This is a genomic window from Nonomuraea fastidiosa (assembly GCF_042751225.1).
In the GTDB taxonomy this organism is placed as follows: domain Bacteria; phylum Actinomycetota; class Actinomycetes; order Streptosporangiales; family Streptosporangiaceae; genus Nonomuraea; species Nonomuraea fastidiosa.
Window position 1 is genome coordinate 2,532,512 of record NZ_CP170570.1, and the last position, 24,236, is coordinate 2,556,747.

The following is a 24,236-nucleotide window of genomic DNA, read 5'->3' on the forward strand; positions in this document are numbered from 1 at the left end:
GTCACAGCATGTCACGCCCGGGCCGTCACGGACCGGGGTCGCGGCGGCGGGCGGCCAGGCGGGACGGGGTCGGCCAGCGGACGTCGCGCACCCAGCCCAGCCGCTCCAGCCACCTGATCAGCCGGGCGGAGATGTCGATCTGGCCGGGCAGCATGCCGTGGCGGGCGCAGGTGGGGTCGGCGTGGTGGCCGTTGTGCCAGCTCTCACCGAACGAAAGGATCGCCAGCGGCCAGAAGTTCGCCGCCCGGTCCCCGGCGCGGGTCTTCAGCGGCCGCTCGCCGAAGACGTGGCAGACGGAGTTGATCGACCAGGTGACGTGGTGCAGCAGCGCGAGCCGTACCAGCGAGCCCCAGAAGAACGCGGTCACCGCCCCCGCCCAGGTGCCGGTGACCAGCAGGCCGACGGCGGGCGGCAGCAGCATCGAGACCGCCACCAGCGGCCCGAACAGCCGCTCGACCCGGACGATGCCGGCGTCGTTCAGCAGGTCCTTGGCGAAACGCTCCCGGTTGGTGAGGTCGCGTCCGAACATCCAGCCGACGTGCGCGAACACCAACCCCTTGGCCAGGCCGCGCACGCTGTGGCCGTAGCGCCAGGGCGAGTGCGGGTCGCCGTCACGGTCGGAGAAGGCGTGATGGCGCCGGTGGTCGGCCACCCACTGGATGACCGAGCCCTGCACCGCGAGCGACCCGGCCACGGCCAGGGCGATCCGCAGCCAGCGCCGTGCTTTGAACGCGCCATGGGCGAGGTAGCGGTGGAAGCCCACCGTGACGCCGAGCCCGGTCAGGACGTACGCCGCGCCGGCGATCACCACGTCGGTCCAGCTCAAGCCCCATCCCCAGGCCACCGGCACGGCGGCGACCAGCGCCGCGAACGGCACCAGAACGAACACCCACAACGCGACCACCGCCGCGACCGGTTTACGGCCGCCTATGAGCGGCGCCGCCCCCGCCCGTCCCTGATAGAACGCGCCTGCCTCCGACGCAGCCATGTCCGCATTCCCCCTTATACGGCGACGCCGATCTCCTGATGTACTCATGTGCCCACGAACGCGCAGGTCATGTCCGGGACCACGGGAGCCCGCCGGAACGCGGCGCCCATCGCGGACGTGCCGCCCGGCCCGAAGGGGCATCCGGCCTCCTGAGCCCGCGAAGCAGCGAGCGTTCGCGGGAATCGCCGACCCTCCCTGGTCGACAGGTCACCGGCGCGCAGCGGAGATCATCCACGCGTGGAGCGCCGCGGGGCTCTCCGGCTCGGGGATGATCCGAGCCGGAGAGCCCCGGACGGCGTCACGAGATGCCGTAGGCGCGGGTGATGGTCTGGGTGAGGGAAACGCCGTCCGCGTCGGTGACGGTGGCACGGAGAGAGGCGAATCCCGGTGCGGACGGGTTCTGGATGGCGCCCGTCCAGCCGGTGCCGGAGGCCGTCACCGGAGCCGGCTGCCAGGTCTTCCCGTCGTCGAAGGACACCTCCAGCCGCACGCTGTTGACCTCCGGCCCGGTGGCGCGCTCCACCCACATGGGCACCTCCGTCACGGTGCCGGTCTTGGCATGGTTGGAGTCGTCGAGGCCGGTCGGGGCGTACCGGACCACGGGCAGGGGCAGGGGCTGCCGCTCCGGGGTGCGGGCCGAGTCGAACTCCCATACGGCCTCCACCGCCGTGGACAGCGCCGCGTCCGGCCGGGCCATCGACACGGCCAGCGTGTACCGGGCCGCGTCCTGCGGCAGGACGGTGTCGAGGACGCAGGTCGGGCGTTCATAGATGTCGCAGCCGGACAGGTCGGCCCGGCCGAGCACCTGTCCCCCGCTGCTCAGCGTGGCGGTGCCGGTGGCCGCACGGTCCGCGCCGGCGTGGCCGGCGACGCCGTCGGCGAAGAACGGGCCGGCGTTGAGGTGGAGGTCGTCACCGGTACGGGTCGCGGTGACGAGGGACGGCCCGGTGACCGCCGGGTTCCACGTCTCCGTGGTGTGCCCGCGCTCGATGAGCCTGCCGCCGTCGGCCACCACCGTGCCGCCGATCTGCAGCATGCTGTCCCAGACCAGGCCCGGCGTGCGGTGGTAGGTGGCGCTGCCCGGCAGGCTCACCTCGGCCGGGAGCGGCTGGTATATGGTCGGGGACCCGTCATCGGCCCGTGGCGCGAAGGACGGCAGGCCCTTGGCCGCGACGCCGGGAGCCCGGTAGGTGGCGGTCACCTCGGCGAGGTCGTCGCGGCTCGCCCGGAGGCCGGGGTCGTCGGGGATCCCGCCCGTGCGCTGGTCGACCAGGTCGTACAGGTGCGGCCGCCCTGAGGAGTCCGTGCCGTCCCAGACGCTCCTGATCATGTAGTGCAGGCCGGTCTCCTTGGCTGGGATGGCGAAGAGGTCGGTACGGACGTCCAGCCCGATCCTGAAGATCATCGCCCACTTGCCGTCGCTGAGCTCGAAGTTGACGGTGTCGGTGGGCGCGGCGGCCGGGTCGTCGATGGAGAAGCGGACCTGCGCGGCCTGGCGGCCGTCCAGGGTCACCTGCTGGTCGGCCTCCACCTGGAGATCGCGGTGCGCGAGGGTGATCTTGCCGGTGGAGTCGAGGATCTCGGCGTACAGCTTCCAGTGTCCCTTCGGCACCCGGATCGTGCTGGTCGCGCTGTCGAGGATCCGCTGCCGGGTCTCTCCGGTATCGGGGTCATAGATCTGGACGAAGACGTTCTCGACGTCGCCCTCCCTGCCGTGCGCGCTGAGCCGGACGTCGTACGACTCGGACTCGACGTACGCGCCCGCCAGCGTGCGGACCGCCTTGTCGCCGTAGGTGGCGGTGATGGTCCCCGGGTAGTCGCCTGGCGCCTTGCCGGCGGCGTCGATGGTCAGCGTGACCGACGCCGTCCCCTTGGCCGGGACGTCGAGCCGGCGCGTGGACAGCTTCAGGACGTCTCCGTCGGCGGCGAGGTCGAGGGTGACGGGGGTATCGCCGGTGTTGGCGTAGGTGAGGGTCGTGGTGCGGGTACGTTCGGATCCCGTCCAGGGGAAGGCGGCCCACACGTTCGGCTGATCGGCCACGACCTGCTGGTCGATCGCCTGTGCCACGTCCACGCGCCCGGCGCCTTCCTCGTACGGGGTCGCGCCCTCCAGGGGATGCGCGCTGCCGATCAGCGCGGACTTGAGGCGCTCGCCGGTCCAGTCGGGGTGCTGCTCGGCGAGGATGGCCGCGGCTCCCGCGACGTGCGGGGCCGCCATCGAGGTGCCGTTGTAGGCGACGTACGGCCCGTCGGCGGTGCCCTCGGCGGCCGCGGCCATGATGCCCGCACCGGGCGCGGTGATGTCGGGTTTGATGGCGTGGTCTCCCTCGCGCGGCCCCCTGCTGGAGAACCCGGCCACCCGGTCGTCCCGATCGACGGCGCCGACGGTGAGTGCCGCGTCGGCGCTGCCCGGGCTGGAGACGGGCAGGTCATGGCGGTTGCCCGCGGACACCACGAATAAGGCCCCCGTCTGCTCCGACAGCGTGTTCACCGCCTGTTCGAGCGGGTCGAGCTCAGGTGCGTCGGGGCCGCCCAGGCTCATGTTGATGATTTCCGCCTTGACCTCCGTGGCGGCCCACTCGACGCCGGCGAGGATGGCGGAGTCGCGGATGTAGCTGCCGCCGACCTTGCCGATCGCGAGCTTCACGCCGGGAGCCACGCCCCGGTACTTCTCGCCGCGCCCGGCGATGATGGACGAGACGTGGGTGCCGTGGCCGACGTTGTCGCGCATGTCCGGCTCGTCGCTGAAGTTGCGCTCCTGGACGACGACGTCCTTCAGGTCGGGGTGGCCGGCGTCGTAGCCGCTGTCGAGCACGGCGACCGTGACGCCCTTGCCCGTCAGCCCGCGTTCCCACGCCTGCGTCGCACGGATCTGCTTGACGCTGCGATCGAGATCGAAGGTGCGGCGGCCGTCCAGCCACAACCTGGTTTTCGTGGCGCGGAGCGCGCGGGGGCCGCCGGTCAGGTCCTTCCAGGTACGAGCGGCGCTCGCCTTCGGCACGCTGAGCGCGTTCATGCCGAGACCGGGCAGGCTCCTGGTGACGCGGGCGCCGGCGGGCTCCTGCTCCGACTGGATGATCAGGGGGATGTCCGGCGTGGCGGCGTCGTCGTACCGCCAGGCGAGAAGCTGCGTGACGTCGAACAGCCGCCTGTCCAGCAGGCCCTGGTCGAGCAGGGGCTGGGCATCGGACGGGATCACGAACACGTGCCCGCCGATCACCTGCCGGGTGAAGCGTACCTGTCTGCCTTGGCCGGGCTCGATGTGCTGGGCGGCACCGGTGATCACGACGCGGTCGCCGGTGATCAGGGTGACGCTCTCGGGCTGGTGGCCGGGGGTGGACCGGGGTTCAGCGTGTGCGGGGACCGCCCCCAGGAGCATGGCCAGGGCGGTGATCCAGGATTGTCTGAGTATCGACACGTTGGATCTCTCGGATGGCGCCGGTTACGGGGTGGGGAAGTCCGTCGGGTTGTCGACATGGACGCGGCGGTAGTACGTCGGGTCGTCGATCGGGACGCACGGCGCCACCGGGCCGACGATGATGCTCGCCGTCAGGCGGTACAGCGGCTCGTCCTTCGCCAAGCCGTCGATGTTCTCCGTGTGCCCGGCGAACTCCAGCACCAGCGTCTGGTCGTTGGCGAGGAGCCGGGGATCGATGTCGAACCCGCCGCCTCGAACTCTGCGGGCCACCGCGTCGGCGTCAGGGCCCATGGCGCGGCGGCCGCCGAACGTCTTCCCCCTGCCGCTCTTGCACTGCTTCCCCGGCGGCAGGTAGGTGATGTCGGCCCTGACGTTGTTCGCCATCAGGTCGCGTTCCAGCTTGTCCGCGTCCTTGAATTCGTTGATCTCCACTCTGACGGTGCCGTCGGCGTTCGTGCTCACCGCGTACGCCGGCGCCACGGTCAGCGAGGGGACCGCGACCGCCACGGCCGCGGCGACGGCGGCCACCGCTCCGCTCGCGTACAGGCGGCGGTTGCGGCGCCGCCGGGCGGCGCGCCTTTCGATCTCGGCCTTGAGGTCCATCAGTACGCGCTCCTCGAATCTCATCCTGGGACTCCGTTCATGACGAAGGGCAGGTTCCGCAGTGTCCGCCGGGCGCGATGCAGGCGTACCTTGGCGGCGCTCTGCCTGATGCCGAGGGCGAGCGCGGCCTCCGTGACCGTGAGCTGGTCCATGACGACCAGCTCCAGTACCGCGCGCTCCCCCTCCGGCAGCTCGGACATCGCCTCGATCGCCTGCCGGGCCTCCCGTTCGGCGTCGATGCGCTCAACCAGCCTGGCGACGTCGTCGGAGTCCAGCGGGCGCCGCCCGCCCTCCCGATCCGCCAGCTGGTACTGCTTGTACCGCCGGCGCCGTTCGGCGGAGATCGTCTTGCGGGCCACCCCGTACAACCAGGCGATCTCCGAGCCGAGCTCGGGCCGGTAGGTGTGCGCCGAGTCGAGCACCGCCATGAACACCTCGGCGACCAGGTCGGCGACGTCGTGCGGGTCGTCGACGCGGCGCGCGAGGAAACTGGTGACCGCATCGACGTGCCGCCGATAGAAGGCCTCGAAGGCCACAGGATCTGTGGCGATCTTCGGCTGTTTACGACGCACCGGTCATGCTCCCTTCATCGGTTCGTCCCTGCTTGGTGAGAACCGCCCGGAAGGGTTACATCCGCACGTCAGGGCACATCTGCCCGGTCGGCGGCGGGTTCAGCGGTCGTCGGCGAAGCCGGTGCGGTAGGCGAGGACGACGGCCTGGACGCGGTCGCGCAGGTTCAGTTTGGTGAGGATGCGGGAGACGTACGTGCGGACGGTCTCGAAGCTGATGACCAGCTCCTCGGCGATCTCCTGGTTGGACAGGCCGCGGGCGATCAGGCGGAGCACCTCGCGTTCGCGGGGCGTGAGGACGGCGAGCGGGTCATCGGCCGGCTGCGGGGAGGCGGGGCGGAGGCGGTCGGCGTAGCGGCCGATGAGGTTGCGGGTGACGGCGGGCGACAGCAGGGCCTCGCCGCGGGCGACGGTGCGGACGCCGTTCACCAGCTCCGTCAGGGGCGCGTCCTTGAGCAGGAAGCCGCTGGCGCCGGCGCGCAGGGCCTCGTAGACGTACTTGTCGACGTTGAACGTGGTCACGACCAGCACCTTCGGCGGCGACTCCGCGCCGGGTCCGGCGATGCGCCGCGTCACCTCGATGCCGTCCATCAGCGGCATCTGGATGTCCATGACGACCACGTCGGGCTTCAGCTCGTGGATCGCCTCGATCGCGGCCGGGCCGTCGGCGGCCACGCCGACCACGGTCATGTCCGGCTGGGCGTCGAACGCCATCTGGTATCCGGCGCGGACGATCTCCTGGTCCTCGCAGATCATGACGCGGATGGTCACGCGGCACCGTCCATGGGGATCGACGCGTGGAGGCGGAAACCGCCGTCCGGCTGCTTTCCCGCGGCCAGCTCGCCGCCCAGCGCGCTCACCCGGGCGCGCAGCCCGGACAGGCCGCGCCCGCCGGACAGGTCGCTTCTCGCGCCGGCGGGCTGCGCGGCGGGGGCGTTCGTCACCTCGACCTCCACACGATCGTCCCGGCAGCCGACCCGTACGGTGGTCGGTCGGCCTTCTGCGTATTTGACGGCGTTCGTCAGGCCCTCTTGCACCACCCGGTACACGGCCAGGCCCACCGCGACCGGGAGCGCGGGCAGCTCGCCGTCCTCCACGAGCTCGACGGGCTGGCCGCCGCCGCGTACCTGCTCGACCAGGTCGCGCAGGCTGCCCGCGACGGGTCTTGCCGACTCCCCGGTGGCCTCAAGCACGTCGAGCAGGTAGCGGAGTTCGGCCAGGGCGCGGCGGCCGGTGCCGCCGATGGTCGTCAGCGCCGCGCGCACGCGGTCCGGCTCCGTGGCCACGAACTGGGTGGTGTCGGCCTGGATGACGATGCCGGTGACGTGGTGGGTGACCACGTCGTGCAGCTCGCGGGCGATGCGCGCGCGTTCCGCGGCGGTCGCGGCCTCGGCGGCGTGCCTGCGGCGTTCGGCCTCCTGGCGGCGCTGCCCGCGGACGAAGGCGCCGACCAGCCAGCAGGCGGCGAAGAGAACGTAGAACACCACGAACTGGCTCGGCCCGGCGGGCGAGCCGAGCAGCAGCATCGTCACGACCAATAGGACGTACGCGGCCGACGCCGCGACGGCGACACCGCGGCGGAACCGCTCCTGGTGCGCGCCCGCCGAGTACAGCGCGAGGTACACCGTCACGGTGCTGAACCGCATGGGGTAGCCGAGCGCCTCGTGCAGGGCGAAGGACGTGCCGATGATCGCCAGGCAGGCGGCGGGCCACCGGGTGCGTACGGCGAGCGGCAGCGTCTGCGCGAGCGCCAGGACGATCGCGAACGCGTCCTCGGGGCGTTCGGGCAGGTCGCCGAAATCGACGCTCATGTTCGCCAGCAGCGGCACGAACGCGAGCCCGGTGAACACGGCGGCCAGCACCGGGTCCCAGATCGCGGCGCCGGATGAGCGCCACGCGTCGCGCGATCTTCGTATGCGGTCGGCGACCCGGGCCCACGACATGGGTCAGAGCCTATCGATCCCTGATCGTCAGCGTTTGTCCCTCAAATGAGCTACCCGGATTGTCCGCAGCACAGTGATTCGGAACGTGCCTCTGACCTCGTACTTTCCTGTCAGCCGCACAACGGAGAACAGCACAGGAGGCACGATCATGGGAGACACCATCCGCGTACGGACCGCCATCGCCGGCGCCCTGGCCGCGATCGCGACGGCGGGCACGCTGGTCGGCGCGCAGCCGGCCAAGGCCGCGACGCCGATCACCTGGGGGAAGTGCCCGCCGCTCGCGCAGGGCGCGGAACGCGACCCGAGGCAGACCTGCGGCACGGTCGAGGTGCCGCTGGACTACCGGCGTCCCGGCGGTGAGACGATCTCGATCGCCGTCTCCAGGATCGCCACCGCCAAGCCGGGCAAGAAGCGCGGCGTCCTGCTGCTCAACCCGGGCGGCCCCGGACTGCCCGGCCTGGACATGCCGGGCCAGATGGCTCACACGCTGCCGAAGCCGGTGCTCGACGCGTACGACCTGATCGGGTTCGACCCTCGCGGGATCGGCCACAGCAACCCGATGAGCTGCGGGCTGAGCGGCGCCGACAGCCTGTCCACCCTGTTCCCCTATCCCGGGCCCGGCGGCGCGATCGAGCCGAGCGTGGCCGCCGCCCGCAAGGTGGCCGAGCAGTGCGCCGCGAACGCCCCCAAGCTCCGGTACTTCACCAGCGCCAACACCGCCCGCGACATTGACCGCATCCGCCAGGCGCTCGGCGTGCGGAAGATCTCGTACTGGGGGCAGTCCTTCGGCACCTACCTCGGCGCGGTCTACGCCTCGATGTACCCCCGCCACACCGACCGGATCGTGCTGGAGGGCAACGTCGACCCGCGCAAGATCTGGTCGGGCATGCTCGACACCTGGAACCAGGGCATGAACGACCGCTTCCCCGACGCCGCCCGCATCGCCGCCGCCGACCACGCCACGCTGGGCCTGGGCCGCACCGCCGACGAGGTCACCAAGACCTTCATCGCGCTCGCCGACCGCCTCGACAGGAAGCCGGCCACGGTGCCGGGCACGCAGGTGACCATCAGCGGGGGGCTGCTGCGCGCGGTGACGTACCAGATGCTGCTGCACGACGAGACGCTCGCGCCGCTCACCAGGATCTGGAAGGCGGTGTCCGATCTGTCGGCGGGCAAGGCCCCGTCGAAGGAGGGCGCCGCCGCGCTCCAGCAGGCGCTCGCCGGCACCCCGGCCACGCCGGGCGTCCCGGAGGACAACCAGGTCACGATGGCCCTGGCCATGCTGTGCGGGGACACCTCGTGGTCGCGGGACGTCGGCTCGTACGCCAAGGCCGTCAAGACCGCCCGCGCGAAGTACCCCTTGAGCGCGGGGATGCCGGGCAACATCCGGGCGTGCGCGTTCTGGCCGGAGAAGCCGATCGAGCCGACGGTCAAGGTCACCTCGCGGGGCCCGCGGAACGTCCTGGTCCTGCAGAACCGCCGCGACAACGCCACCCCCTGGGCGGCGGGGAAGGGCATGCGCAAGGCGCTCGGCCACCGCGCCGTCCTCGTCGGCGCCGATCAGGGCGGCCACTACGTGTACGGCACCGGCTCGGCCTGCGCCGACCGCGCCACGGTCGCCTTCCTGGCCAAGGGCGAGCTCCCGGCCCGCGACCTCTACTGCCGCTCCTGACCCCGCCCCCCGCAGGACGCCACGGTTCCCGCTCGTCTCCACGGCGGTCGCCGTGGCCCTGGCGGCCGGCGCGCTCGCCGGGGCCGCTCCTGCGACGGCGCACCTCGACGCGCGGCCGGTGGCCGCCTCCTCCGCCGGGTCGTTCTCGCTGGCCTACGTACGGGTCGCCGGCAGCTCCAGGATCAACCGGGACGGCGTCACGTGTTACTCGGGGCCGGTGAGCTTCGGCATCGCCCTGAAGGAGCCGAAAGCTGAAGAAGTCGGTCACGTCGGTCAAGTGCTGACGTTCTGCTCCCGCTCTCCGCCCTCCGCGACGTCCTGAAGGGCTTCCCGGCGGGCGGTGAGTGCCGGGGCACCGGCCCAGACGACGACGCAGTCGGCGTCTGCGTCGTACCCGAGATCCGGATGGGCGGGTGTTCCCTCCGCGCTCATCCAGACGGACATGCCGAGACGCCGGCCGATCGAGCGGAGGAGGTCACGAGGACGTCCCCTCCACGACCACATCCGGCAGGGTTCCGTTGAGCGCGGGGTCGAGGAAGGGCTTCACCTCCTCCCACAGCAGATCAGGCACAGCAGGCATCATTCCCGAGACCCGAGAACGGCACGGCTGCGAGAGTATGGCGGAATGGACCACCAGAAACTTCGCGATTCGATCAGCAACGCGTGGGCGGCGGACGTGCTGCCCAGCCTCTCCGGGCTGGTCGAGATCCCCGCCGTGTCGGCCGCCTACGACGCCGCCTGGGAGGAGAACGGGCACCTGCGGGCCGCCGTCGAGCACGTACGCGGCTGGATAGCCGCGCGGGGGCTGCCGGGTGCGCGGTGCGAGGTCGTGCGGCTCGACGGCCGGGCGCCGCTGCTGTTCGTGGACGTGCCCGCGACGCCCGGCGCGGCGGCGACCGCCGGGACCGTGCTGCTGTACGGGCACCTCGACAAGCAGCCGCCGCTCGGCGACTGGTCGGAGGGCCTGGGGCCGTGGCAGCCGGTGATCCGCGGCGACCGGCTCTACGGCCGGGGCGCCGCCGACGACGGATACTCGGGTTACGCGGCCACGACCGCGCTGGAGGCCGTACAGGAGGCCGGTGGCGAGCATGCCCGTGCGGTGCTGCTGCTGGAGACCGGCGAGGAGTCGGGCAGCCCTGACCTGCCCGCGTACTTGGAGCATCTCGGCGACCGGCTCGGCGAGGTGTCGCTGGTGGTCTGCCTGGACGGGGGCGGCGGCGACTACGAGCGGCTGTGGCTGACCTCCAGCCTGCGCGGCGCGGTGCAGGCGACGCTGACGGTGCGCCTGCTGGAGACGGGCGTGCACTCCGGGCTCGGCAGCGGCATCGTGCCGAGCTCGTTCCGGGTCATGCGCCAGCTGCTCGACCGCCTGGAGGACCCGGAGACCGGCGAGATCAAGGTGCCCGAGATGGTGGTTCCCATCCCGGACGAGCGGCGCGCGGAGGCGGCGGAGCTGGTCGCGGGCCATCCCGAGGTGGCCGTGCCGAAGCTTCCGGTGCTGCCGGGCGTGCGGCGGGTCTCCGATGACGAGGTGGAGCTCGTGCTCAACAACACCTGGCGGCCGACCCTGTCCATCACCGGCGCCGCAGGGCTCCCTGACCCGGCGGTGGCGGGCGCGGTGCTGCGGCCCTGGACCTCCGTACGGCTGAGCTTCCGCCTGCCTCCCACGGCCGACGCCGAGGCGGCGCGGGCGGCGCTGGAGCGGGTGCTCACGACCGACGTGCCGTACGGGGCGCAGATCGAGGTCGGCGAGTTCATGGTCCTGAACGGCTGGCACGCGCCCACGGCGGCCCCCTGGCTGGAGGCGGCGCTGCGGCAGGTCGGCGATGACGTGTTCGGCAGGCCGTGCCAGAGCATGGGGATCGGCGGCGGGATCCCGTTCATGGAGATGCTCGGCAGGCGGTATCCGCGGGCGCAGTTCGTCGTCACGGGTGCGCTCGGCAACGACTCGAACGCCCACGTACCGGATGAGTGGCTGCACATCCCGTTCGCCAAGCAGGTGACCGAGGCGGTGGCGCGCCTGCTCGACGCGCACGCGCGGGCCGGCGCGCAGAGCTGACCGCTCACACCCCGAGCGTGCGGCGACTGCTCCGGCGGACCGGGGCCGGCGTTGGCCGACCCCGCCGCGCGGAACCGTCACCCCTCCTGAGCCTGGCCGGGCTCACCGTGTCCGCGCATGGTGACGAAACAGATGGCGGCCGCCGCCAGGACCGGGACGCCGACGAGGATCGGCGCGCGCAGCCCCCACGACGCCGCGACCACGGACTCTGTCCTTATCTGCCGATGTCTGATCTGCGGGCCCTGGCAACCAGATCATCACGTCGTCGCGGGAGTCCATCGCGTTCTGCTCTCGGCGGATTGCCGGAAGGCGAACAGCCCGCCTCCGGCTCGACCTGCCGGGGCGGACCAGATGGGTCATGGGTCCATGGTGCCTGTCCGGCATGGCGGTGATCCTGGCGTTTGTCAGCTCAGGGCGCGGGTCACCTCGGCGATGCGTTCCTCGGTCCACTCGACGTCGGGGTCGGGTTCGAGGAAGGCGGTGAGGGTGGCGGCGACGCCGAGGGCGGGCAGGGACCAGTGGGCCGGGTCGGAGTCGCCGAAGGGCGCCGCCGTCACGCGGCGGTCGGCCACGTCCGGGGTGCTGAGCGCCGTGGTGACCAGCCCGCGCAGGGTGGCGCTCGCCAGCAGTGCGACCGTCTCGTACGTGGCCCCCGTCTCGGGCTTGATCCGGTAGCCGAGGAGCGTCGCCATCTGCTCGTACGTGGCCGCGATGGCGCTGATGAACCCGTGCTCCGACCGGGCGAGCACGCTCCTGACCTCCTCCCGCAGCTCGCCGTCTGGCAGGCTCTGGAACGTGGCGTGCAACGCCAGGTACGTGCGCCACTCCGTGGAGCCGTGAATGCGCTGGAAGTCGCGCCGCGCCCCTTCGCGTATCAGCTCCATGATCAGGCGGTGGCGCTGCTCCGGCGTCCGCAGCCGGTCGAGGCGGTCGCGGACGATGCGGCGGATCATCTCGTCAGTGCCCTCGCGCGAGATCGCGGCAGGGGTCGCCGCCGCCGCGATCTCCTTCAGCAGGTCGCTGAAGAACAGGTCTTTGTACGGCCAGCGGCGGTAGGCGGCGCTGCGGGAGACCCCGGCCTCGCGGATCACCTCCTCGAAGCTGATGTGCTCCAGGCTCACCGTCAGGCCGGTGCGGGCGACCGCGGTGATCGCGGCCCGCAGCATGCGCCGCGCGGTCTCCTCGTCCGACAGTCGTGGCCGGCGGCCGGTGAGACCGGTGGGGGTGCGCGGGGTCGGGGTCGGCATGGCTATCCTCTCGTTTGAGACACTGTATTTCATATCTCAAAATGAGGACGAGCGCTGTGATCCCCTTCTTCGCCCTGGTGTTCGTACTCTCGGTCCCGTTCTGGGTGGCGGGGGCGTTACTCGGCGACCTCCCCGGCAGCCCGATGAACCTGCCGGTGGGCGCGCTGCAGTTCCCGTGCCCCCTCATCGCCGCGGCGATCCTGCTGCACCGGCGCGAGGGGGCGGGTGCGGTACGCCGGCTGCTGCGCACGACGTTCGCCGCAGGAGGCATGCGCCGGGCGCCCTGGCTGGTCACCGCGTTCCTGCTGGCGCCCGTCATCGACCTGGCGGCCTACGCGCTCGCGCTGCTGGTGGGCGGCCCGCTCGGCGGCGAGCACTCCCCGCTCCTGGCCGCACCGCTGCTGTTCGCGGTGTTCTTCGTCGCGGCGGCCTGCGAGGAGGCGGGCTGGATGGGGTACGCCGCGGGCCCGCTGCTGGACCGGCGGGGCGTGCTCGGCACGGGCCTGATCATCGGCGTGGTGTGGGGAGCCTGGCACGTCGTGCCGCTGCTCCAGGCGGGCCGCTCCCCCGCCTGGATCGCCTGGTGGTTCCTGGGCACGGTGGCCGCGCGGGTGATCATCGTCTGGCTGTACGCCGGCACCGGCGGGAGCGTGCCGGCGGCCGTGGTCGTGCACGCGATGCTCAACGTGATGCCGTCGCTGCTGCCCGGCTACACCGCAGGTGACACTCTGATCGCCTGCTCGGGGCTGATCGGCGCGCTCGTCGCGGTGGCGCTGCTCGTCTGGAGCGCAGGACCCGCTTCATCACGTACGCCCCGGCCGGCCAGAAGAGCGTGATCGCCCCGGAACGTACGACCAGGTGGACCGGGTCGGTCCGCAGCGTGCCGCACGCGGGCCGGCGCGGCCCCGGTCGTCAGGCGGCCGGCGCCACCTCCCCAACCGGTCGCCTGACGATGACGTTCAGGCGGTTGACGGTGTTCATCAAGGCGATGAGGGAGACCAGGGCGGCGAGCTGCTCCTCGTCGGCCGTCGGCAAGAGCCCGGCGGCGGTCCGGCAGATCGCCCACCGGGCCCGCGCGCACGTCGCCGCCCGCCGCCCCCGCGACGCCGCCTCCCCGGCCGAGGCCCGCGCCGTGCTCGCGGCCTTCCAGCGGGCGGTCGAGACGGGGGATCTGCAGAGCCTGTTCGACCTGCTCGCCCCGGACGTGGTCGCCCTGAGCGACACCGGCGGGCTCAAGCAGAACCTCCCGCGCCCGCTGTCGGGTGCCGATCGCGTGGCCCGCCTGCTCGCCACGGGCCTGCGCATGCTGGGCACGCGGCTGTCGTTCCAGCCGGCGCACGTCAACGGCAGCCCCGCGCTCCTCGTCCGGATCGACGGGGAGATCGACGGCGTCATGGCGGTACGGGTGGAGTCCGGCCTGATCACCGGCCTCTACTTCGTCCGCAACCCGGACAAGCTGTCCCGCGTGCGGCGGGAGCCGGACCTGCCCGAGATCGCGGTCAGGCCGCCTCGTCCTCGCGGCGGGGAACCGGTGCCAGGTGCGGGCGTGCATCGTCCTCAGGGAAGACCCACTTCCTGAACGCCCACCGACGGCGAAGAGCAGCGCGGAGCCGATCATCACACGGTGAAGAGCAGCGCGGAGCCGATCAGAAGCACGACCGCGGTGGCGAAGTGAACGCCGTACGCGGTGGCCTTGGCGCCGCCGTTGCGCAGCACGATGAGGGTGTCACTCAGCGGTGCCAGGGCGGCGACCAGCAGGAACCACGCCTCCGCCTGCGCTCCCGCGAAGGCCAGCAGGGCCAGGCCGACCAGCCCGTACGTGCCGTCGCGCACCCCCTTGATGGTGAGGTACGCGCGGTCGGTCGTGGCGGGCACGCCGTAGCCCGCGGCGGCGGCGTACGGCGTGAGCAGGAAGCGTGCGCCGATGAGCAGGCACAGCAGGTTGATGGCGATGGCGAGGCCGTACGCGACAGCGGTCAGCATGGCGGGACTCCACGAGTGCTAGCAGTGCTAGGGACGTTGCCGACGCTAGCAGAGCATCGACAATACTTCTAGCGGTGCTAGATTTGGCCCATGTCGATCCAGAGCCGCAAGGAACGCGAACGCGCCCAGCGGGAGAAGCTGATCATCGCCGCCGCGCGCGAGCTGGCCGAGTCAGAAGGCTGGGAGGCGGTCACCACGCGACGGCTGGCCGAAGAGGTCGAATACAGCCAGCCCGTGCTCTACAGCCACTTCACGAGCAAGGACGCGATCGTCACGGCCGTCGCGCTCGAAGGCATCGCCGACATGGCCGAGGAACTGCGCGCCGCCCGCACCGCCGCGCACTCGCCCGCCGCCGCCCTGGCCGCGCTCGCCTCCGCGTACATCTCCTTCGCCGAACGGCGGCCCGCGCTCTACGACGCCATGTTCAGCCGCCGGGTCGATCTGCCCTTCGCCACCCAGGAGGCGCCGCCCGCGCTGAAGGCCGCGTTCGGCGAGTTCGTCGAGGCCGTACGCCCCTACACCGGGGACACCGCGCCCGAGGTGCTGGCCGAGATCCTCTGGGCCGCCCTGCACGGGCTGGTCACGCTGATGCGCGGCGGCCGCATCCCCCGCGAGGCGCACGAGGAGCGGCTCACGGCCCTTTTGGCCAGGTTCACCCAAGCCACCGGTTGACCGCCCACGGCGCGCCCGCCTCAGGCTCCGGTCAGCTGGGCGCGGAGGGCGGAAGCTCCGGATTCTGCGAGCCAGTCGGCGAGGGTGCGCGCGGTGTTCAACGCGGCGGCGCAGCGGTTCCGGGACGCGCTCGGCCGGCTGCTGCGCGAGCCTCAGGAGGCCGGGGTGGTGCGTGCCGACGTGCGGAACGACGACCTGGCCGCGCTGCTGGCCGGCCGCGCCGCTACTGCGGCCCCACCTGCCGCCGGCGCGCCCACCGCCGCGGCCTCGCCGGGTGACCGCCCACGCCGTACCCGACCGACCTGTACGACCTCATGGCCTCCTTCGGCGTCAGCGGCCCGGATTTCGACGATCTCCACGTGCTGTGGGCTGAGGGCATGGGGGGCAACGAGCTCTGCCGCCGCCTGGGCGCTGATCCGGTGAATGCCGGCCACTTCTCGCTGAGTGGGCGCTGAACGCGGCGGTCTGCGCCCGCCACTGCTCGGCCGGCCCGCCCTCCTGGTTGAACACCACACACCGCCGACGGACGTGCGCCTCGCGGCCGCACGCGAAAAGTGGTCATACCCCGTCCCGGCGCGTTCTCACTTTCTCGGGGCGAAAAAATGAAAGTCGCAGGTCACGAAGCCTTTCACGGAGCCGAGTCAGCCGTTGTGGGAAGCAGTCAAAGGTCGAGTCACAAATATCAACGCACCCCCTCCAAAAGATCCGAATGCTGGTCTATGATCCAGTCGTTACGAGGGAGCCTCGCGAGATGGGAGTTCGAACCTTGTCCGGTGATGTCATCGACGCCGCCTCTCGTCCCCGGCGCCAGGACGGCACGCGGGTTCGCCGCGTCGGCGGCCGGGTCGTGCTCATTCTTGATTCCGGCGGGCTCGAACTCAATGAGACCGCGGAATCGGTCTGGCAACTCTGTTCCGGATCCACGTCGGTCGTCGAGATCGTCACCAAAATCAGCGAGGAATACGACGCCGAGGAGGACGAGATCCGCAAGGACGTCGTGGAGCTCCTGGAAGAACTGGAGAGCCTCGGAGCCCTAGAGATCGTCGCCCCGGCGTAAGCGCAGGTCGTGACGCCGATGGAGAGTACCGGCGAGGGCTTCCTCACCGTTCTGCTCGGCCCCGACGGCGCCGGCAAGACGACGCTCACGGCACGGCTGAAAAAGCTCGTGCCGGAGTGGCGTTTCACGTCGCTGCAGCCGGAGGACCTATATCCGATCGAGAACCTCGACTGTTACAACTGGGCCCTCCGGACCCATCCTCGCGAATATGTGCAGCACATGGCGCCCATGGTGCGCACGTCTTTCTTTCTGCATATCATCGCGCTGGAATGGGAATATCATATCCGCCCCGCGCTGGCCGAGGGCCGTATCGTCCTATGCGATTCCTATTGGTATCGCACGGCGGTCAAGGAGTCGATTCACAATCCGGGTGCCGCGTCGCTGCTGAGCGGCATCACGGAGCTGCTTCCTGAGCCGGACCTCATCGTCTGGCTCGATGTCCCGCTGGAAGAGGCGTGGCGGCGCAACGGCGTTCCGACCGTTTTCGAGGTCGCCGGTGACGACCTGAGCTATCCCGCTTTCGAGGATTTCCAGCAGCAGGTGCTGAACGATCTGCACGACCAGGTGAAGGGGATTCCGCAGGTGTCGTTCGACGGAAGGCTGGGCATCGACGAGCTCGCTCGTTCCGTGGCCGACCAGGTCGGTGCGCTCGCCGCGCACCATCGCACCGGCCGGACTCGAAGCAGGCAGGCGGGGCGGTAATGCCTCCTCGCCTCGCGCAGATCTACCCCCCGCCCCGCACGAAGACGGCCCCGCCCCCCATTTTCACCCCGCGCACGGTCGCGCTGCCCGCGGCCGTGACGCTCGGCGCGCTCGCCTGCTGGGCGGTGGACGCGCCGGACTTCGCGGTCATGCTGGCTGCCGTGGCGACCGTGTGGGCCATGCAGCTCATCGCGCCCGCCGTGCGGCGGCGCAGCCTGTCCATGGCGGGCTGGGCGTCGGAGGTGCTGTTCGCGGCGCCTTTCGTGCTGTTCTTCCTGCCGTACGTGGCGTGGACGGCGATCGTCCGCCCGGCGTTCGCGTGGGACTGGGCAGGCGCCGTCCTCGCGGTCGTCGTCGCGGCGGCCGTGTACGCCAGCGACTGGCGGCGGCTGCGCCTCGGCTTCGACCGCGAGCTGCTCGAACTCATGGCGCCGCTGCGCCTGTCCACGGCCGCGCTGCGCAGCTACCAGTTGCTGGCCGCGGCGATCGGGCAGGAGCTGTTCTACCGCGGCGTGCTCTTCGCGTTCCTCGTCCCGGTCGTCGGGTGGTGGGCGGTGCCCGTCTCGACCGTGCTGTTCGTCGTGGAGCACCTGGGCAACCGCTGGGCCGGCACCGTCATCAACGTCGCCTACGTCGTGCGGATCACCGTGCTGTCGACGCTGCTCGCCTCGATCGCGTACGTGACGGGCTCGCTGTGGGCGGCGGTGCTCGGTCACGTCACCTACAACCTGTTCCCCGTGGCACAGATCGTCTGGCATTACCGGACCAACCCGTACCGGGGCGGCGCCGGGTAGCGCCGCCCCGCACGGCTCAGCCTGAGAAGTCGACCCCGAGGATCTCGGTCGCCGCCTGCTTGGGCCGCTCGCCCACCCAGTCCGCCGTCAGCAGGAACAGGTAGGACACCGCCGACCAGTCGCCGTCGGTGCCCGCAGCCGCCGCTTCGAGAGCGTTCGCCCAGGTAAGGAGGATGAAAGTGGACAGTTCGTCCGCGCCGACCGTCCACTCCCGGCCGGTGAAGCGGTCTCGCCAGCGCAGGTCGGAGCCGTGACCGAGCTGGGGGTAGACCGCCTTGCGGTCGCAGCAGCCGTACAGGTAGACGGCCGACTCAGCGGAGGTGCCGATGAGCTCGCGCAGCTTCGGCCGGTCCTCCAGCGTGACGAGCGGAGAGACCAGGCCGTCGGTGCCGTACACGGCGTGGCACAGGCCGGCGACGGCGATCTCCTCCGGGCAATCCCAGCTCAGGAGCAGCTGCTCGGTCCCGACGAGGTGGTCGAGCAGGGAACGGTGGTGGAGCCGGATGTCACCCGTGCCCAGCTCCTTCAGAAACTGCAGCGTCGCGTTCCGATCGATGGTGTCCACGGTCCGGCGCCTCAAATCGCCTTGAGAATGAGTTCGTCACCGAATTGCAGGCAGCGCCGCGTCAGGGCGCCGACGTCCCCGACGTCGGACCCGGCGATGCCCTCGCATTCGAGGAAACGGTCCGACAGCTCAGTGTCGCCTTTCAGCAGCCGGACGAGCTTTTTCCAGCGCCACTTGTCGACCCGGGTATTGGTCTCGCCGTGAGCGGCCAGATACATGTCGATCGCGGCTTCCATGCGTTGCCTGGCGACCAGGTAGGCGGAGACGGCGTCGCCTTCGTCCAAAAGTCCTTGGGCGTCGTCGAAGAGGCTGTCGGCGCGATTCTGGTAGAAGCGCATCAGGTACTGGCGGAACTTCATGAAGTCGATGCCGTTCCTGACTTCTTCAAACCGCTCGGCGTTCGCCAATGGCACGCCGATTCCGAGTCGGTGCACGAACTCCCGGAAGTTGTCGCTCCACCCGGTCGGGTAATCGGTCTCGCCGTTGAAACGGCCGAGGAAGCCGGCGACCGCGGTCAGCAGGTCGGTGGAGACGACCGTGAGGTCGATTCTGGTCCTGCCCGGAGTGAGGGTCATGTACATCGGCGGCATGCCGGGGCCGGTCACCTGGGGCACGCCGCTGGTGCGCTCCTTGTCGGAGGTGATGAGGTAAAGGTCGAGGTCAGAGCGTGAGTTGCCGAAGCCCTCGACCCACGAGCCGCTCCAGAAGAACGTCTCGTCGTCCTTGAGGCGCACGTCCTCCACCAGCTCGGCGACGCTGCTGCCGCAGCGTTCTTTCAGCAGGCGATCGAGGAGGTCGGGAGTCGCTCGTTCCGCGTTCATCGTGCGTCCTCCCTCTTACAGAAGGTCGTGGTGTCCACTCGCCGATCGTGCAAACTCACGGCATTACTCCAGGGTCGAGCAGCCATCAGCACGTTCAGAGTGTCGCAGTCGCAACAAATGTTAGTCAAGGTGCCTTCGCACCCCGGATGAATACCAGGAAAACGAGTATGGACAACCGATTGCGGGCATATTAACATGTCTGCCCACAGGAATCCGATAACCCGAGCATCGCCATTGAAGGCGCGACCTCGACTCATCCTTCTCCCGTGAGTCACCGCCTTTTGTCAGTTCAAATCTAGCTATTCCTGGATCATCGATATAGGCTTTTAGCCAAGTGCGCTGCGCCGGCTGGTGTGCCTATTTTTTCGCAGCCGTTCACAGAGATGGGGAGTAAACGGGCGTGTGCGGTCTGGCCGGTATCGCGGTCTGGGATACGACCGGCGAGGCGGAAACCCCTGGCGTTAAGCGGATGCTCGATGCCATGGCGCACCGGGGCCCCGACGGTTCCGGGCTGTTCTCCGCCGAGCACGTCTGCATGGGCACGGTCCGCCTGGCGATCGTCGATCCCGAGGGCTCAGACCAGCCGCTGTCGGCCTCCGGCGCCGACGTTCACCTGGTGTTCAACGGCGAGATCTACAACTACCGCGAGCTGCGCGAACGGCTGGAGCGCCGGGGGCACACGTTCAAGACCGGCGGTGACGGCGAGGTCATCCTGGCCGCGTACCTGGAGGACCCCGAGCACTTCGCCGCCCGGCTCGACGGCATGTTCGCCTTCGCCCTGTGGGACGGCCGGCGGCGCCGGCTGCTGCTGGGCCGCGACCGTTGTGGCATCAAGCCGCTGTACTACTGGGCCGACCGCGAGCGGGTGGTCTTCGCCTCCGAGGCCAAGGCACTGCTGACCGACCCCGCGGTGCCGCTCGCGGTCAACCGCGACGCGATCGCCGACTACATCGCCGTACGCTTCCCGCTCCCGCCCGGCTGCGCCTTCGACGGCGTGCGCAAGGTCGCGCCGGGCACGCTGCTGGAGTTCGGCCCCGGCGCACGCTCCGGGCGCGAGCGCCCATTCCACGTCCTCGACGTACGCGGCGCCCCAGGGCCCGCGACCGCGACCACGCTGGCGGAGGCGCTGCGCGGCGCCGTCGAGACCACCGGCCAGCCGGGCCCCAGGCTCGGGCTGCTGCTCAGCGGCGGGCTCGACTCGACCACGCTCACCGCGCTCGGCGCCGGCACGGCGGCCGCCGTCGACGCCTACAGCGTCGGCTACGAGAACGCGACCTGGCAGGACGAGACCGGATACGCGCGGGAGGTCGCCCGGCACGTCGGCGCCGAGCACAAGGTGACGGTGCTCGGCACGGCCGACCTCCTCACCTGCTTTCTCGACACGCTCTGGCACCTCGAAGAGCCCATCTACACCCCCGTGTGCCTCAGCACCTTCGCCGTCACCGGGCTCGCCGCGCGCGATTACAAGTCCGTGCTCGCCGGAGACGGCTCGGACGAGCTGCTGCTCGGCTACTCCCACATGCACCGGGCCCAGCAGGAGGCCGCGCTCGGACGTCCGTGGCAGCAGCTCTACTGGGACGCGCTCGGCTGGCTCTCACCCGACGACAGGAAGGTGCTGCTCGACGAGGACATGGCCGGGCGGTGCGAGCCTGCCGCTGCGCAGTCCCGCGCCGGCTTCACCGACGCCGTAGCGGGCGGGACGGCCCCGGCGGACGCGATCCGCGAGTTCGAGACGGTGAAGAAGCTTCCCGAGTACCACCTGCTGCGCGTCGACCGGCTGTCCATGGCGCACAGCCTGGAGGTCCGGGTGCCGTTCCTCCGCAACGACGTCGTGGCCTGGGCGCTGTCGCACAGCGCCGGCGACCTGATGCGGGGCGAGCCGAAGCAGCCCCTCCGCGACCTCGCCCGCCACATGGTGCCGCGGCACATCGTCGACCGCCCCAAGCAGAAGTTCTCCGCCCCCGCCGCGTCGTGGCTGGCGGGACCGCTGCGCCCGCTGGCGCTCGACCTGCTCCACGACGGCGCGGGCGCGGAGGAGCTGGGGCTGAGCAGGACCGGGCTGCGCCGGCTGGCCACCGCGTTCCACGACGATCCGGCCACGACGCCCGACATCACCTGGGGGGTGGTTCTCCTTCTCGGTTGGTATCGCTTCGTCTTCGAACGACTGGGCCGTACTCGCGCAGAAAGGCAAACCGACAGATGACGTCAACCCTGCAGCCCGCACCCGCGGCGGCGCGTTTCGAGATGCCCGTGCAGTGGGCGCCGATGCGCTCCGCCGCAGCTCTCGAGTCCGAGGCGAAGGTCCGGATCATCCACTTCGAACGTGGCGACTTCGAGGGAGAGGAGTTCCTGCCGGCGCCACACGTGATCGAGGCGTGCTGCCGCGCACTCAAGGACGGCAAGGTACGTTACGCGCCGGGCGCGGGGCTGACCGAGCTGCGCGAGGCCATCGCGGCCGACAACACCGCGCGCGGCAGGCCCACGCGGCCGTCGGAGGTGCTCGTGACCTTCGGCGCCAAGCATGCGCTGACGATGTCGCTCATGACGCTCCTGACACCGGGAGCGCGGGTGATCACGCCGAACCCCGGCTACCCGCCCACCGAGATCTGGATCAAGTATCAGGGCGCCGAGGTGGTGCACGCCCCGCTGGTCGCCCCGTCGTTCTCGTTCGACCTGGAACAGCTCGACAAGCTGCTGCCCACCGCGTCGCTGCTGGTGATCAACAGCCCGCAGCGGCCCACCGGCATGCTGCACCACGAGATCGACGACATCGCGCAGCTGTGCGCCAAGCACCAGGTGCCGATCATCAGCGACGAGATCTTCAGCCGCATCGTCTACGCCCCTGAGGGCCACCGGTCGATCTCCACGGTCGAGAGCGCCAGGGACCGCACGGTGGTGATCGACACCTTCTCGAAGTCGTGGCAGATGACCGGCTTCCGCATCGGCTGGTGCATCGCCCCCGAGAACATCATCAAGACCCTCGACATCTACCAGCAGAACTCGGTGACGAACGTCCCGGTGTTCGTGCAGGAGGCGGCGCTCGCCGCGCTGACCGGGCCGCAGGACCACACCGAAGAGGTGGTCTCCCGCCTGCGGGCCAAGCGCGACAAGGCGGTGGCCGCCATCAAGCGCATGCCGGGGCTCGACTGCGTCGTTCCCGAGGCCACCTTCTACGTGATGCTCGACGTCCGCGGGCTGGGGATGACCTCCGAGGAGTTCGCCAAGGAGCTGCTCGAACGGCACCACGTCGCCGTGGTTCCCGGGACCGCGTTCGGCAGCGTCGGCGAGGGCTTCGCCCGCATGACGTTCGCGGTGCCCGACGACGTGCTGGAAGAGGGCCTGGCCAAGCTGGAGAAGGCGGTCACGGAGATGGCCGAGCGGGCGGGCTAGCCGATGAACGTTCCGGCCGGCTCGCCCGCGAGAGCGGCGCGGACGGCCGGAACGTCGCGGCCGGAGACGATGCGCGAGGTGACGCCGTGCTCCAGCAGGCGGAAGGCGGAACGCAGCTTGCCGCGCATGCCGCCGGTGACGTCGCCGTCGTCGTCACCGATCAGGCTGAGCCGGTCGAGGTGGGCGCGTTCGAGCACCGGGGCCACCTCGCGGGTGCCGTCGGGCCCGTCGACGAACACGCCGGGGACGTCGGAGAGCCAGATGACCTGCTTGGCCGGCATCTCGCGGGCGACGAACTCGACGATCGCGTCGCTGGACACGATCGAGTACGTCCCGTCGTCGTCGAGCACGGTGCCGCCGTACAGGACGGGCACCTCGCCGGCGGCGAGCGACGCGGCGATCGGGCCCGGCCAGCCGTCGGTGATGTCCCCCGCGTGGCAGCGGAACAGCGACTGCGGGTCGAAGCTGCGCAGGGTCCTGCCCATCGGCTGCAGGCAGGCCACCACCTGGTCGTGCAGCGAGCGCAGGTCGGCCTGGATGGTCCTGGCCAGCAGGGCGCGCTCACCGCCGATCGTCGCGGACGGCCCGTCGTAGAGCGGCATCCACGCCCGGCCGAACGTCCCGAGCCCGTGGACCAGGCACAGCTGGCCGTCATGCCGGCCGAGCAGCTCGGGCAGCCAGTCGCACCAGGAGTGTTCGAGCACGCGCGAGCCGCCCCGCCGGGTGAGTATCGCGCCGCCAAGTTTCACGACAAGCATGTCCGTCCATATTCTCGCAGCTCGCTGCGGACTTATTTCGGGGAGGGCGCGATCAGTTAAAGGACTCGCCGGGCGGAGTTCTCCAGGAAATAGCCCTTGACCCTTCTGAGCCGTCGTTCGCCCGGGCCCAGCGCCGTCCTGGCGTGCAGCGCATGATGATTGTCGATGAGAATGAGCTCGTCCGTTTCCAGACGCACCTGCACGGCGAACGAACCCGGGTCGGCGAGCACCTCGTGCAGCACGGTGAGCGCGCGCCGGTGAATATCGTCCAGGTCGAAGCGCTCGGCCAGTGCGGTCAGAATGTCGCGGCGGTAGCGAATGGACCACTCGTGGCCGTCGCGATGGAGAATGGGGACGAGCTGGATGCCGTGTCCGAAGAGCGGGTCGCGCAGATAGAACGGATAGACCTGGTCGCCGAGCGCGGCGAGCACTTCGTCGCCGCCGACGGCCCGCACTCGTTCCGCCACATCGGCCGCGCGCACGATAATCGACTCGCCGCCCGAGTCGCTGTTTCGCACGCAGGCGAGACCGAGGAAATCGTGAGGAATGGCGAAGAAAGTGGAGTCGGTGTGCAGCGGGAACTCGGCTTTGGTGCCGGATACGTCTTCGGACCGCGACGAGTCAGGGGAGATGTCGAAGAACAGGGTGTCGCCGTTGCCCAGCGCTGAGGGAACGGCGACGAGGCCGATGAGGGCGACGAGCTCGGCGTCTTCGCTGCACGGGACGTTGCGCAGCAGCGCGTAACCGTCCTCGCGGAGCCTGTGGCGCACGGCCCGGCCGATCGATTGAAGCGACTCGGATTTCCTGGCCCTATCCCGCAGAGCCTCGACGGACGGCCCATCCAGTGACCACCCAATCACCACCGACGCCACTTCGCTCAGCTCACGCCGGTCGGCTCCACGGAGGCAGATCTCACTCAAGACTCTTCCCTCGCGAGTGAACACTGAATGGACCGCCTGTGCATTTCTTACACCATTCCGTCGAGCTAGTCGATG

Annotated in this window: 24 protein-coding genes and 1 pseudogene; 12 read left to right on the forward strand and 13 right to left on the reverse strand. The window is 70.5% G+C overall.

What is annotated here, in order from left to right; genetic code table 11:
- Positions 1–25: 25 nt before the first annotated feature.
- The 6 genes from ACFMQL_RS11435 to ACFMQL_RS11460 form a co-directional block, all read right to left on the reverse strand.
- Positions 26–988 (reverse strand): acyl-CoA desaturase, encoded by a 963-nt coding sequence (locus ACFMQL_RS11435; RefSeq protein WP_364063514.1) that lies wholly within the window; start codon positions 986–988, stop codon positions 26–28.
- Between the two features lie 298 nt (positions 989–1,286).
- Positions 1,287–4,406: a S8 family serine peptidase gene (locus tag ACFMQL_RS11440; protein ID WP_378785592.1), complete on the reverse strand. Its 3,120-nt coding sequence runs from the start codon at positions 4,404–4,406 to the stop codon at positions 1,287–1,289.
- Positions 4,407–4,430: 24 nt separating this feature from the next.
- On the reverse strand, positions 4,431–5,033 hold the full coding sequence (locus ACFMQL_RS11445) for a hypothetical protein (protein WP_378785594.1): 603 nt from the start codon (positions 5,031–5,033) through the stop codon (positions 4,431–4,433).
- A complete protein-coding gene (locus ACFMQL_RS11450; protein WP_378785596.1) occupies positions 5,030–5,581 on the reverse strand; it encodes an RNA polymerase sigma factor in 552 nt (183 codons plus the stop codon). Before ACFMQL_RS11450 ends, ACFMQL_RS11445 begins: the two co-directional genes overlap by 4 nt.
- 99 nt (positions 5,582–5,680) lie before the next feature.
- On the reverse strand, positions 5,681–6,334 hold the full coding sequence (locus ACFMQL_RS11455; protein WP_364064732.1) for a response regulator transcription factor: 654 nt from the start codon (positions 6,332–6,334) through the stop codon (positions 5,681–5,683).
- 11 nt (positions 6,335–6,345) lie between these two features.
- Positions 6,346–7,521 carry a sensor histidine kinase gene (locus ACFMQL_RS11460; RefSeq protein ID WP_378785598.1) on the reverse strand — a complete coding sequence of 392 codons (1,176 nt, stop codon included), beginning with the start codon at positions 7,519–7,521 and terminating at the stop codon, positions 6,346–6,348.
- Between the two features lie 148 nt (positions 7,522–7,669).
- On the opposite strand from ACFMQL_RS11460, the gene ACFMQL_RS11465 reads away from it, so the two are divergent.
- From ACFMQL_RS11465 to ACFMQL_RS11475, 3 genes are all read left to right on the forward strand, one after another.
- The gene (locus tag ACFMQL_RS11465) at positions 7,670–9,193 is read left to right on the forward strand and encodes an alpha/beta hydrolase (protein ID WP_378785600.1); all 1,524 of its coding nucleotides are present in this window, start codon (positions 7,670–7,672) and stop codon (positions 9,191–9,193) included.
- A 52-nt stretch (positions 9,194–9,245) separates the two neighbouring features.
- The gene (locus ACFMQL_RS11470) at positions 9,246–9,515 is read left to right on the forward strand and encodes a hypothetical protein (RefSeq protein WP_378785602.1); all 270 of its coding nucleotides are present in this window, start codon (positions 9,246–9,248) and stop codon (positions 9,513–9,515) included.
- Between the two features lie 303 nt (positions 9,516–9,818).
- Positions 9,819–11,252 carry a M20/M25/M40 family metallo-hydrolase gene (locus ACFMQL_RS11475; RefSeq protein WP_378785604.1) on the forward strand — a complete coding sequence of 478 codons (1,434 nt, stop codon included), beginning with the start codon at positions 9,819–9,821 and terminating at the stop codon, positions 11,250–11,252.
- 77 nt (positions 11,253–11,329) lie between these two features.
- Here the strand turns inward: ACFMQL_RS11475 and ACFMQL_RS11480 are convergent, their stop codons facing one another.
- Together ACFMQL_RS11480 and ACFMQL_RS11485 are read right to left on the reverse strand one after the other, a co-directional pair.
- Positions 11,330–11,455: a hypothetical protein gene (locus ACFMQL_RS11480; RefSeq protein WP_378785606.1), complete on the reverse strand. Its 126-nt coding sequence runs from the start codon at positions 11,453–11,455 to the stop codon at positions 11,330–11,332.
- A gap of 201 nt (positions 11,456–11,656) precedes the next feature.
- Positions 11,657–12,499, reverse strand: coding sequence for a TetR/AcrR family transcriptional regulator (locus ACFMQL_RS11485; protein WP_378785608.1), 843 nt, complete (start codon positions 12,497–12,499; stop codon positions 11,657–11,659).
- Between the two features lie 41 nt (positions 12,500–12,540).
- On the opposite strand from ACFMQL_RS11485, the gene ACFMQL_RS11490 reads away from it, so the two are divergent.
- Both ACFMQL_RS11490 and ACFMQL_RS11495 read left to right on the forward strand, forming a co-directional pair.
- A complete protein-coding gene (locus ACFMQL_RS11490; protein WP_378785610.1) occupies positions 12,541–13,335 on the forward strand; it encodes a CPBP family intramembrane glutamic endopeptidase in 795 nt (264 codons plus the stop codon).
- Positions 13,336–13,466: 131 nt separating this feature from the next.
- Complete coding sequence (locus tag ACFMQL_RS11495) at positions 13,467–14,078, forward strand: hypothetical protein (RefSeq protein WP_378785612.1); 612 nt, start codon at positions 13,467–13,469, stop codon at positions 14,076–14,078.
- A 38-nt stretch (positions 14,079–14,116) separates the two neighbouring features.
- On the opposite strand, the gene ACFMQL_RS11500 is transcribed toward ACFMQL_RS11495, so the two are convergent.
- Positions 14,117–14,482: a DUF4267 domain-containing protein gene (locus ACFMQL_RS11500; protein WP_378785613.1), complete on the reverse strand. Its 366-nt coding sequence runs from the start codon at positions 14,480–14,482 to the stop codon at positions 14,117–14,119.
- Between the two features lie 90 nt (positions 14,483–14,572).
- Between ACFMQL_RS11500 and ACFMQL_RS11505 the strand changes: the two genes are divergently transcribed.
- From ACFMQL_RS11505 to ACFMQL_RS11525, 5 genes and pseudogenes are all read left to right on the forward strand, one after another.
- On the forward strand, positions 14,573–15,154 hold the full coding sequence (locus ACFMQL_RS11505) for a TetR/AcrR family transcriptional regulator (RefSeq protein WP_378785615.1): 582 nt from the start codon (positions 14,573–14,575) through the stop codon (positions 15,152–15,154).
- 63 nt (positions 15,155–15,217) lie between these two features.
- Positions 15,218–15,577 (forward strand): annotated as a pseudogene (locus tag ACFMQL_RS11510) (hypothetical protein); the annotation flags it as partial.
- 343 nt (positions 15,578–15,920) lie between these two features.
- The gene (locus ACFMQL_RS11515; RefSeq protein WP_378785617.1) at positions 15,921–16,211 is read left to right on the forward strand and encodes a PqqD family protein; all 291 of its coding nucleotides are present in this window, start codon (positions 15,921–15,923) and stop codon (positions 16,209–16,211) included.
- Between the two features lie 9 nt (positions 16,212–16,220).
- Positions 16,221–16,913: a dTMP kinase gene (locus ACFMQL_RS11520; RefSeq protein ID WP_378785619.1), complete on the forward strand. Its 693-nt coding sequence runs from the start codon at positions 16,221–16,223 to the stop codon at positions 16,911–16,913.
- Complete coding sequence (locus tag ACFMQL_RS11525; RefSeq protein WP_364063557.1) at positions 16,913–17,707, forward strand: CPBP family intramembrane glutamic endopeptidase; 795 nt, start codon at positions 16,913–16,915, stop codon at positions 17,705–17,707. The genes ACFMQL_RS11520 and ACFMQL_RS11525 overlap by 1 nt, the downstream gene beginning before the upstream one ends.
- A 16-nt stretch (positions 17,708–17,723) precedes the next feature.
- On the opposite strand, the gene ACFMQL_RS11530 is transcribed toward ACFMQL_RS11525, so the two are convergent.
- Both ACFMQL_RS11530 and ACFMQL_RS11535 read right to left on the reverse strand, forming a co-directional pair.
- Positions 17,724–18,272, reverse strand: coding sequence for a DUF6817 domain-containing protein (locus ACFMQL_RS11530; RefSeq protein ID WP_364063560.1), 549 nt, complete (start codon positions 18,270–18,272; stop codon positions 17,724–17,726).
- Between the two features lie 11 nt (positions 18,273–18,283).
- Positions 18,284–19,093: a hypothetical protein gene (locus ACFMQL_RS11535; protein WP_364063563.1), complete on the reverse strand. Its 810-nt coding sequence runs from the start codon at positions 19,091–19,093 to the stop codon at positions 18,284–18,286.
- Between the two features lie 400 nt (positions 19,094–19,493).
- Here ACFMQL_RS11535 and asnB point away from each other — a divergent pair, with 400 nt between their 5' ends.
- Together asnB and ACFMQL_RS11545 are read left to right on the forward strand one after the other, a co-directional pair.
- Positions 19,494–21,296, forward strand: a complete 1,803-nt coding sequence (gene asnB, locus ACFMQL_RS11540) for an asparagine synthase (glutamine-hydrolyzing) (protein WP_378785621.1) — start codon at positions 19,494–19,496, stop codon at positions 21,294–21,296.
- Positions 21,293–22,483 carry an aminotransferase class I/II-fold pyridoxal phosphate-dependent enzyme gene (locus tag ACFMQL_RS11545; protein ID WP_364063567.1) on the forward strand — a complete coding sequence of 397 codons (1,191 nt, stop codon included), beginning with the start codon at positions 21,293–21,295 and terminating at the stop codon, positions 22,481–22,483. Before asnB ends, ACFMQL_RS11545 begins: the two co-directional genes overlap by 4 nt.
- On the opposite strand, the gene ACFMQL_RS11550 is transcribed toward ACFMQL_RS11545, so the two are convergent.
- Together ACFMQL_RS11550 and ACFMQL_RS11555 are read right to left on the reverse strand one after the other, a co-directional pair.
- The gene (locus tag ACFMQL_RS11550) at positions 22,480–23,241 is read right to left on the reverse strand and encodes a hypothetical protein (protein ID WP_364063570.1); all 762 of its coding nucleotides are present in this window, start codon (positions 23,239–23,241) and stop codon (positions 22,480–22,482) included. The two genes, ACFMQL_RS11545 and ACFMQL_RS11550, sit on opposite strands and share 4 nt — an antisense overlap.
- 56 nt (positions 23,242–23,297) lie before the next feature.
- Entirely contained in the window at positions 23,298–24,161 is an 864-nt protein-coding gene (locus ACFMQL_RS11555) for a TauD/TfdA family dioxygenase (protein ID WP_378785623.1), read from the reverse strand.
- Between the last annotated feature and the right edge of the window lie 75 nt (positions 24,162–24,236).

Bases quoted from the DNA above. Each gene is read 5' to 3' on its own strand.
- ACFMQL_RS11445 (WP_378785594.1), bottom strand. From the start codon at position 5,033: ATGAGATTCGAGGAGCGCGTACTGATGGACCTCAAGGCCGAGATCGAA.
- ACFMQL_RS11535 (WP_364063563.1), bottom strand. From the start codon at position 19,093: ATGAACGCGGAACGAGCGACTCCCGACCTCCTCGATCGCCTGCTGAAA.
- ACFMQL_RS11490 (WP_378785610.1), top strand. From the start codon at position 12,541: ATGAGGACGAGCGCTGTGATCCCCTTCTTCGCCCTGGTGTTCGTACTC.
- ACFMQL_RS11545 (WP_364063567.1), top strand. From the start codon at position 21,293: ATGACGTCAACCCTGCAGCCCGCACCCGCGGCGGCGCGTTTCGAGATG.
- ACFMQL_RS11550 (WP_364063570.1), bottom strand. From the start codon at position 23,241: ATGCTTGTCGTGAAACTTGGCGGCGCGATACTCACCCGGCGGGGCGGC.
- ACFMQL_RS11505 (WP_378785615.1), top strand. From the start codon at position 14,573: ATGTCGATCCAGAGCCGCAAGGAACGCGAACGCGCCCAGCGGGAGAAG.
- ACFMQL_RS11435 (WP_364063514.1), bottom strand. From the start codon at position 988: ATGGCTGCGTCGGAGGCAGGCGCGTTCTATCAGGGACGGGCGGGGGCG.
- ACFMQL_RS11525 (WP_364063557.1), top strand. From the start codon at position 16,913: ATGCCTCCTCGCCTCGCGCAGATCTACCCCCCGCCCCGCACGAAGACG.
- ACFMQL_RS11465 (WP_378785600.1), top strand. From the start codon at position 7,670: ATGGGAGACACCATCCGCGTACGGACCGCCATCGCCGGCGCCCTGGCC.
- ACFMQL_RS11500 (WP_378785613.1), bottom strand. From the start codon at position 14,482: ATGCTGACCGCTGTCGCGTACGGCCTCGCCATCGCCATCAACCTGCTG.
- ACFMQL_RS11455 (WP_364064732.1), bottom strand. From the start codon at position 6,334: ATGATCTGCGAGGACCAGGAGATCGTCCGCGCCGGATACCAGATGGCG.
- ACFMQL_RS11460 (WP_378785598.1), bottom strand. From the start codon at position 7,521: ATGTCGTGGGCCCGGGTCGCCGACCGCATACGAAGATCGCGCGACGCG.
- ACFMQL_RS11475 (WP_378785604.1), top strand. From the start codon at position 9,819: ATGGACCACCAGAAACTTCGCGATTCGATCAGCAACGCGTGGGCGGCG.
- ACFMQL_RS11485 (WP_378785608.1), bottom strand. From the start codon at position 12,499: ATGCCGACCCCGACCCCGCGCACCCCCACCGGTCTCACCGGCCGCCGG.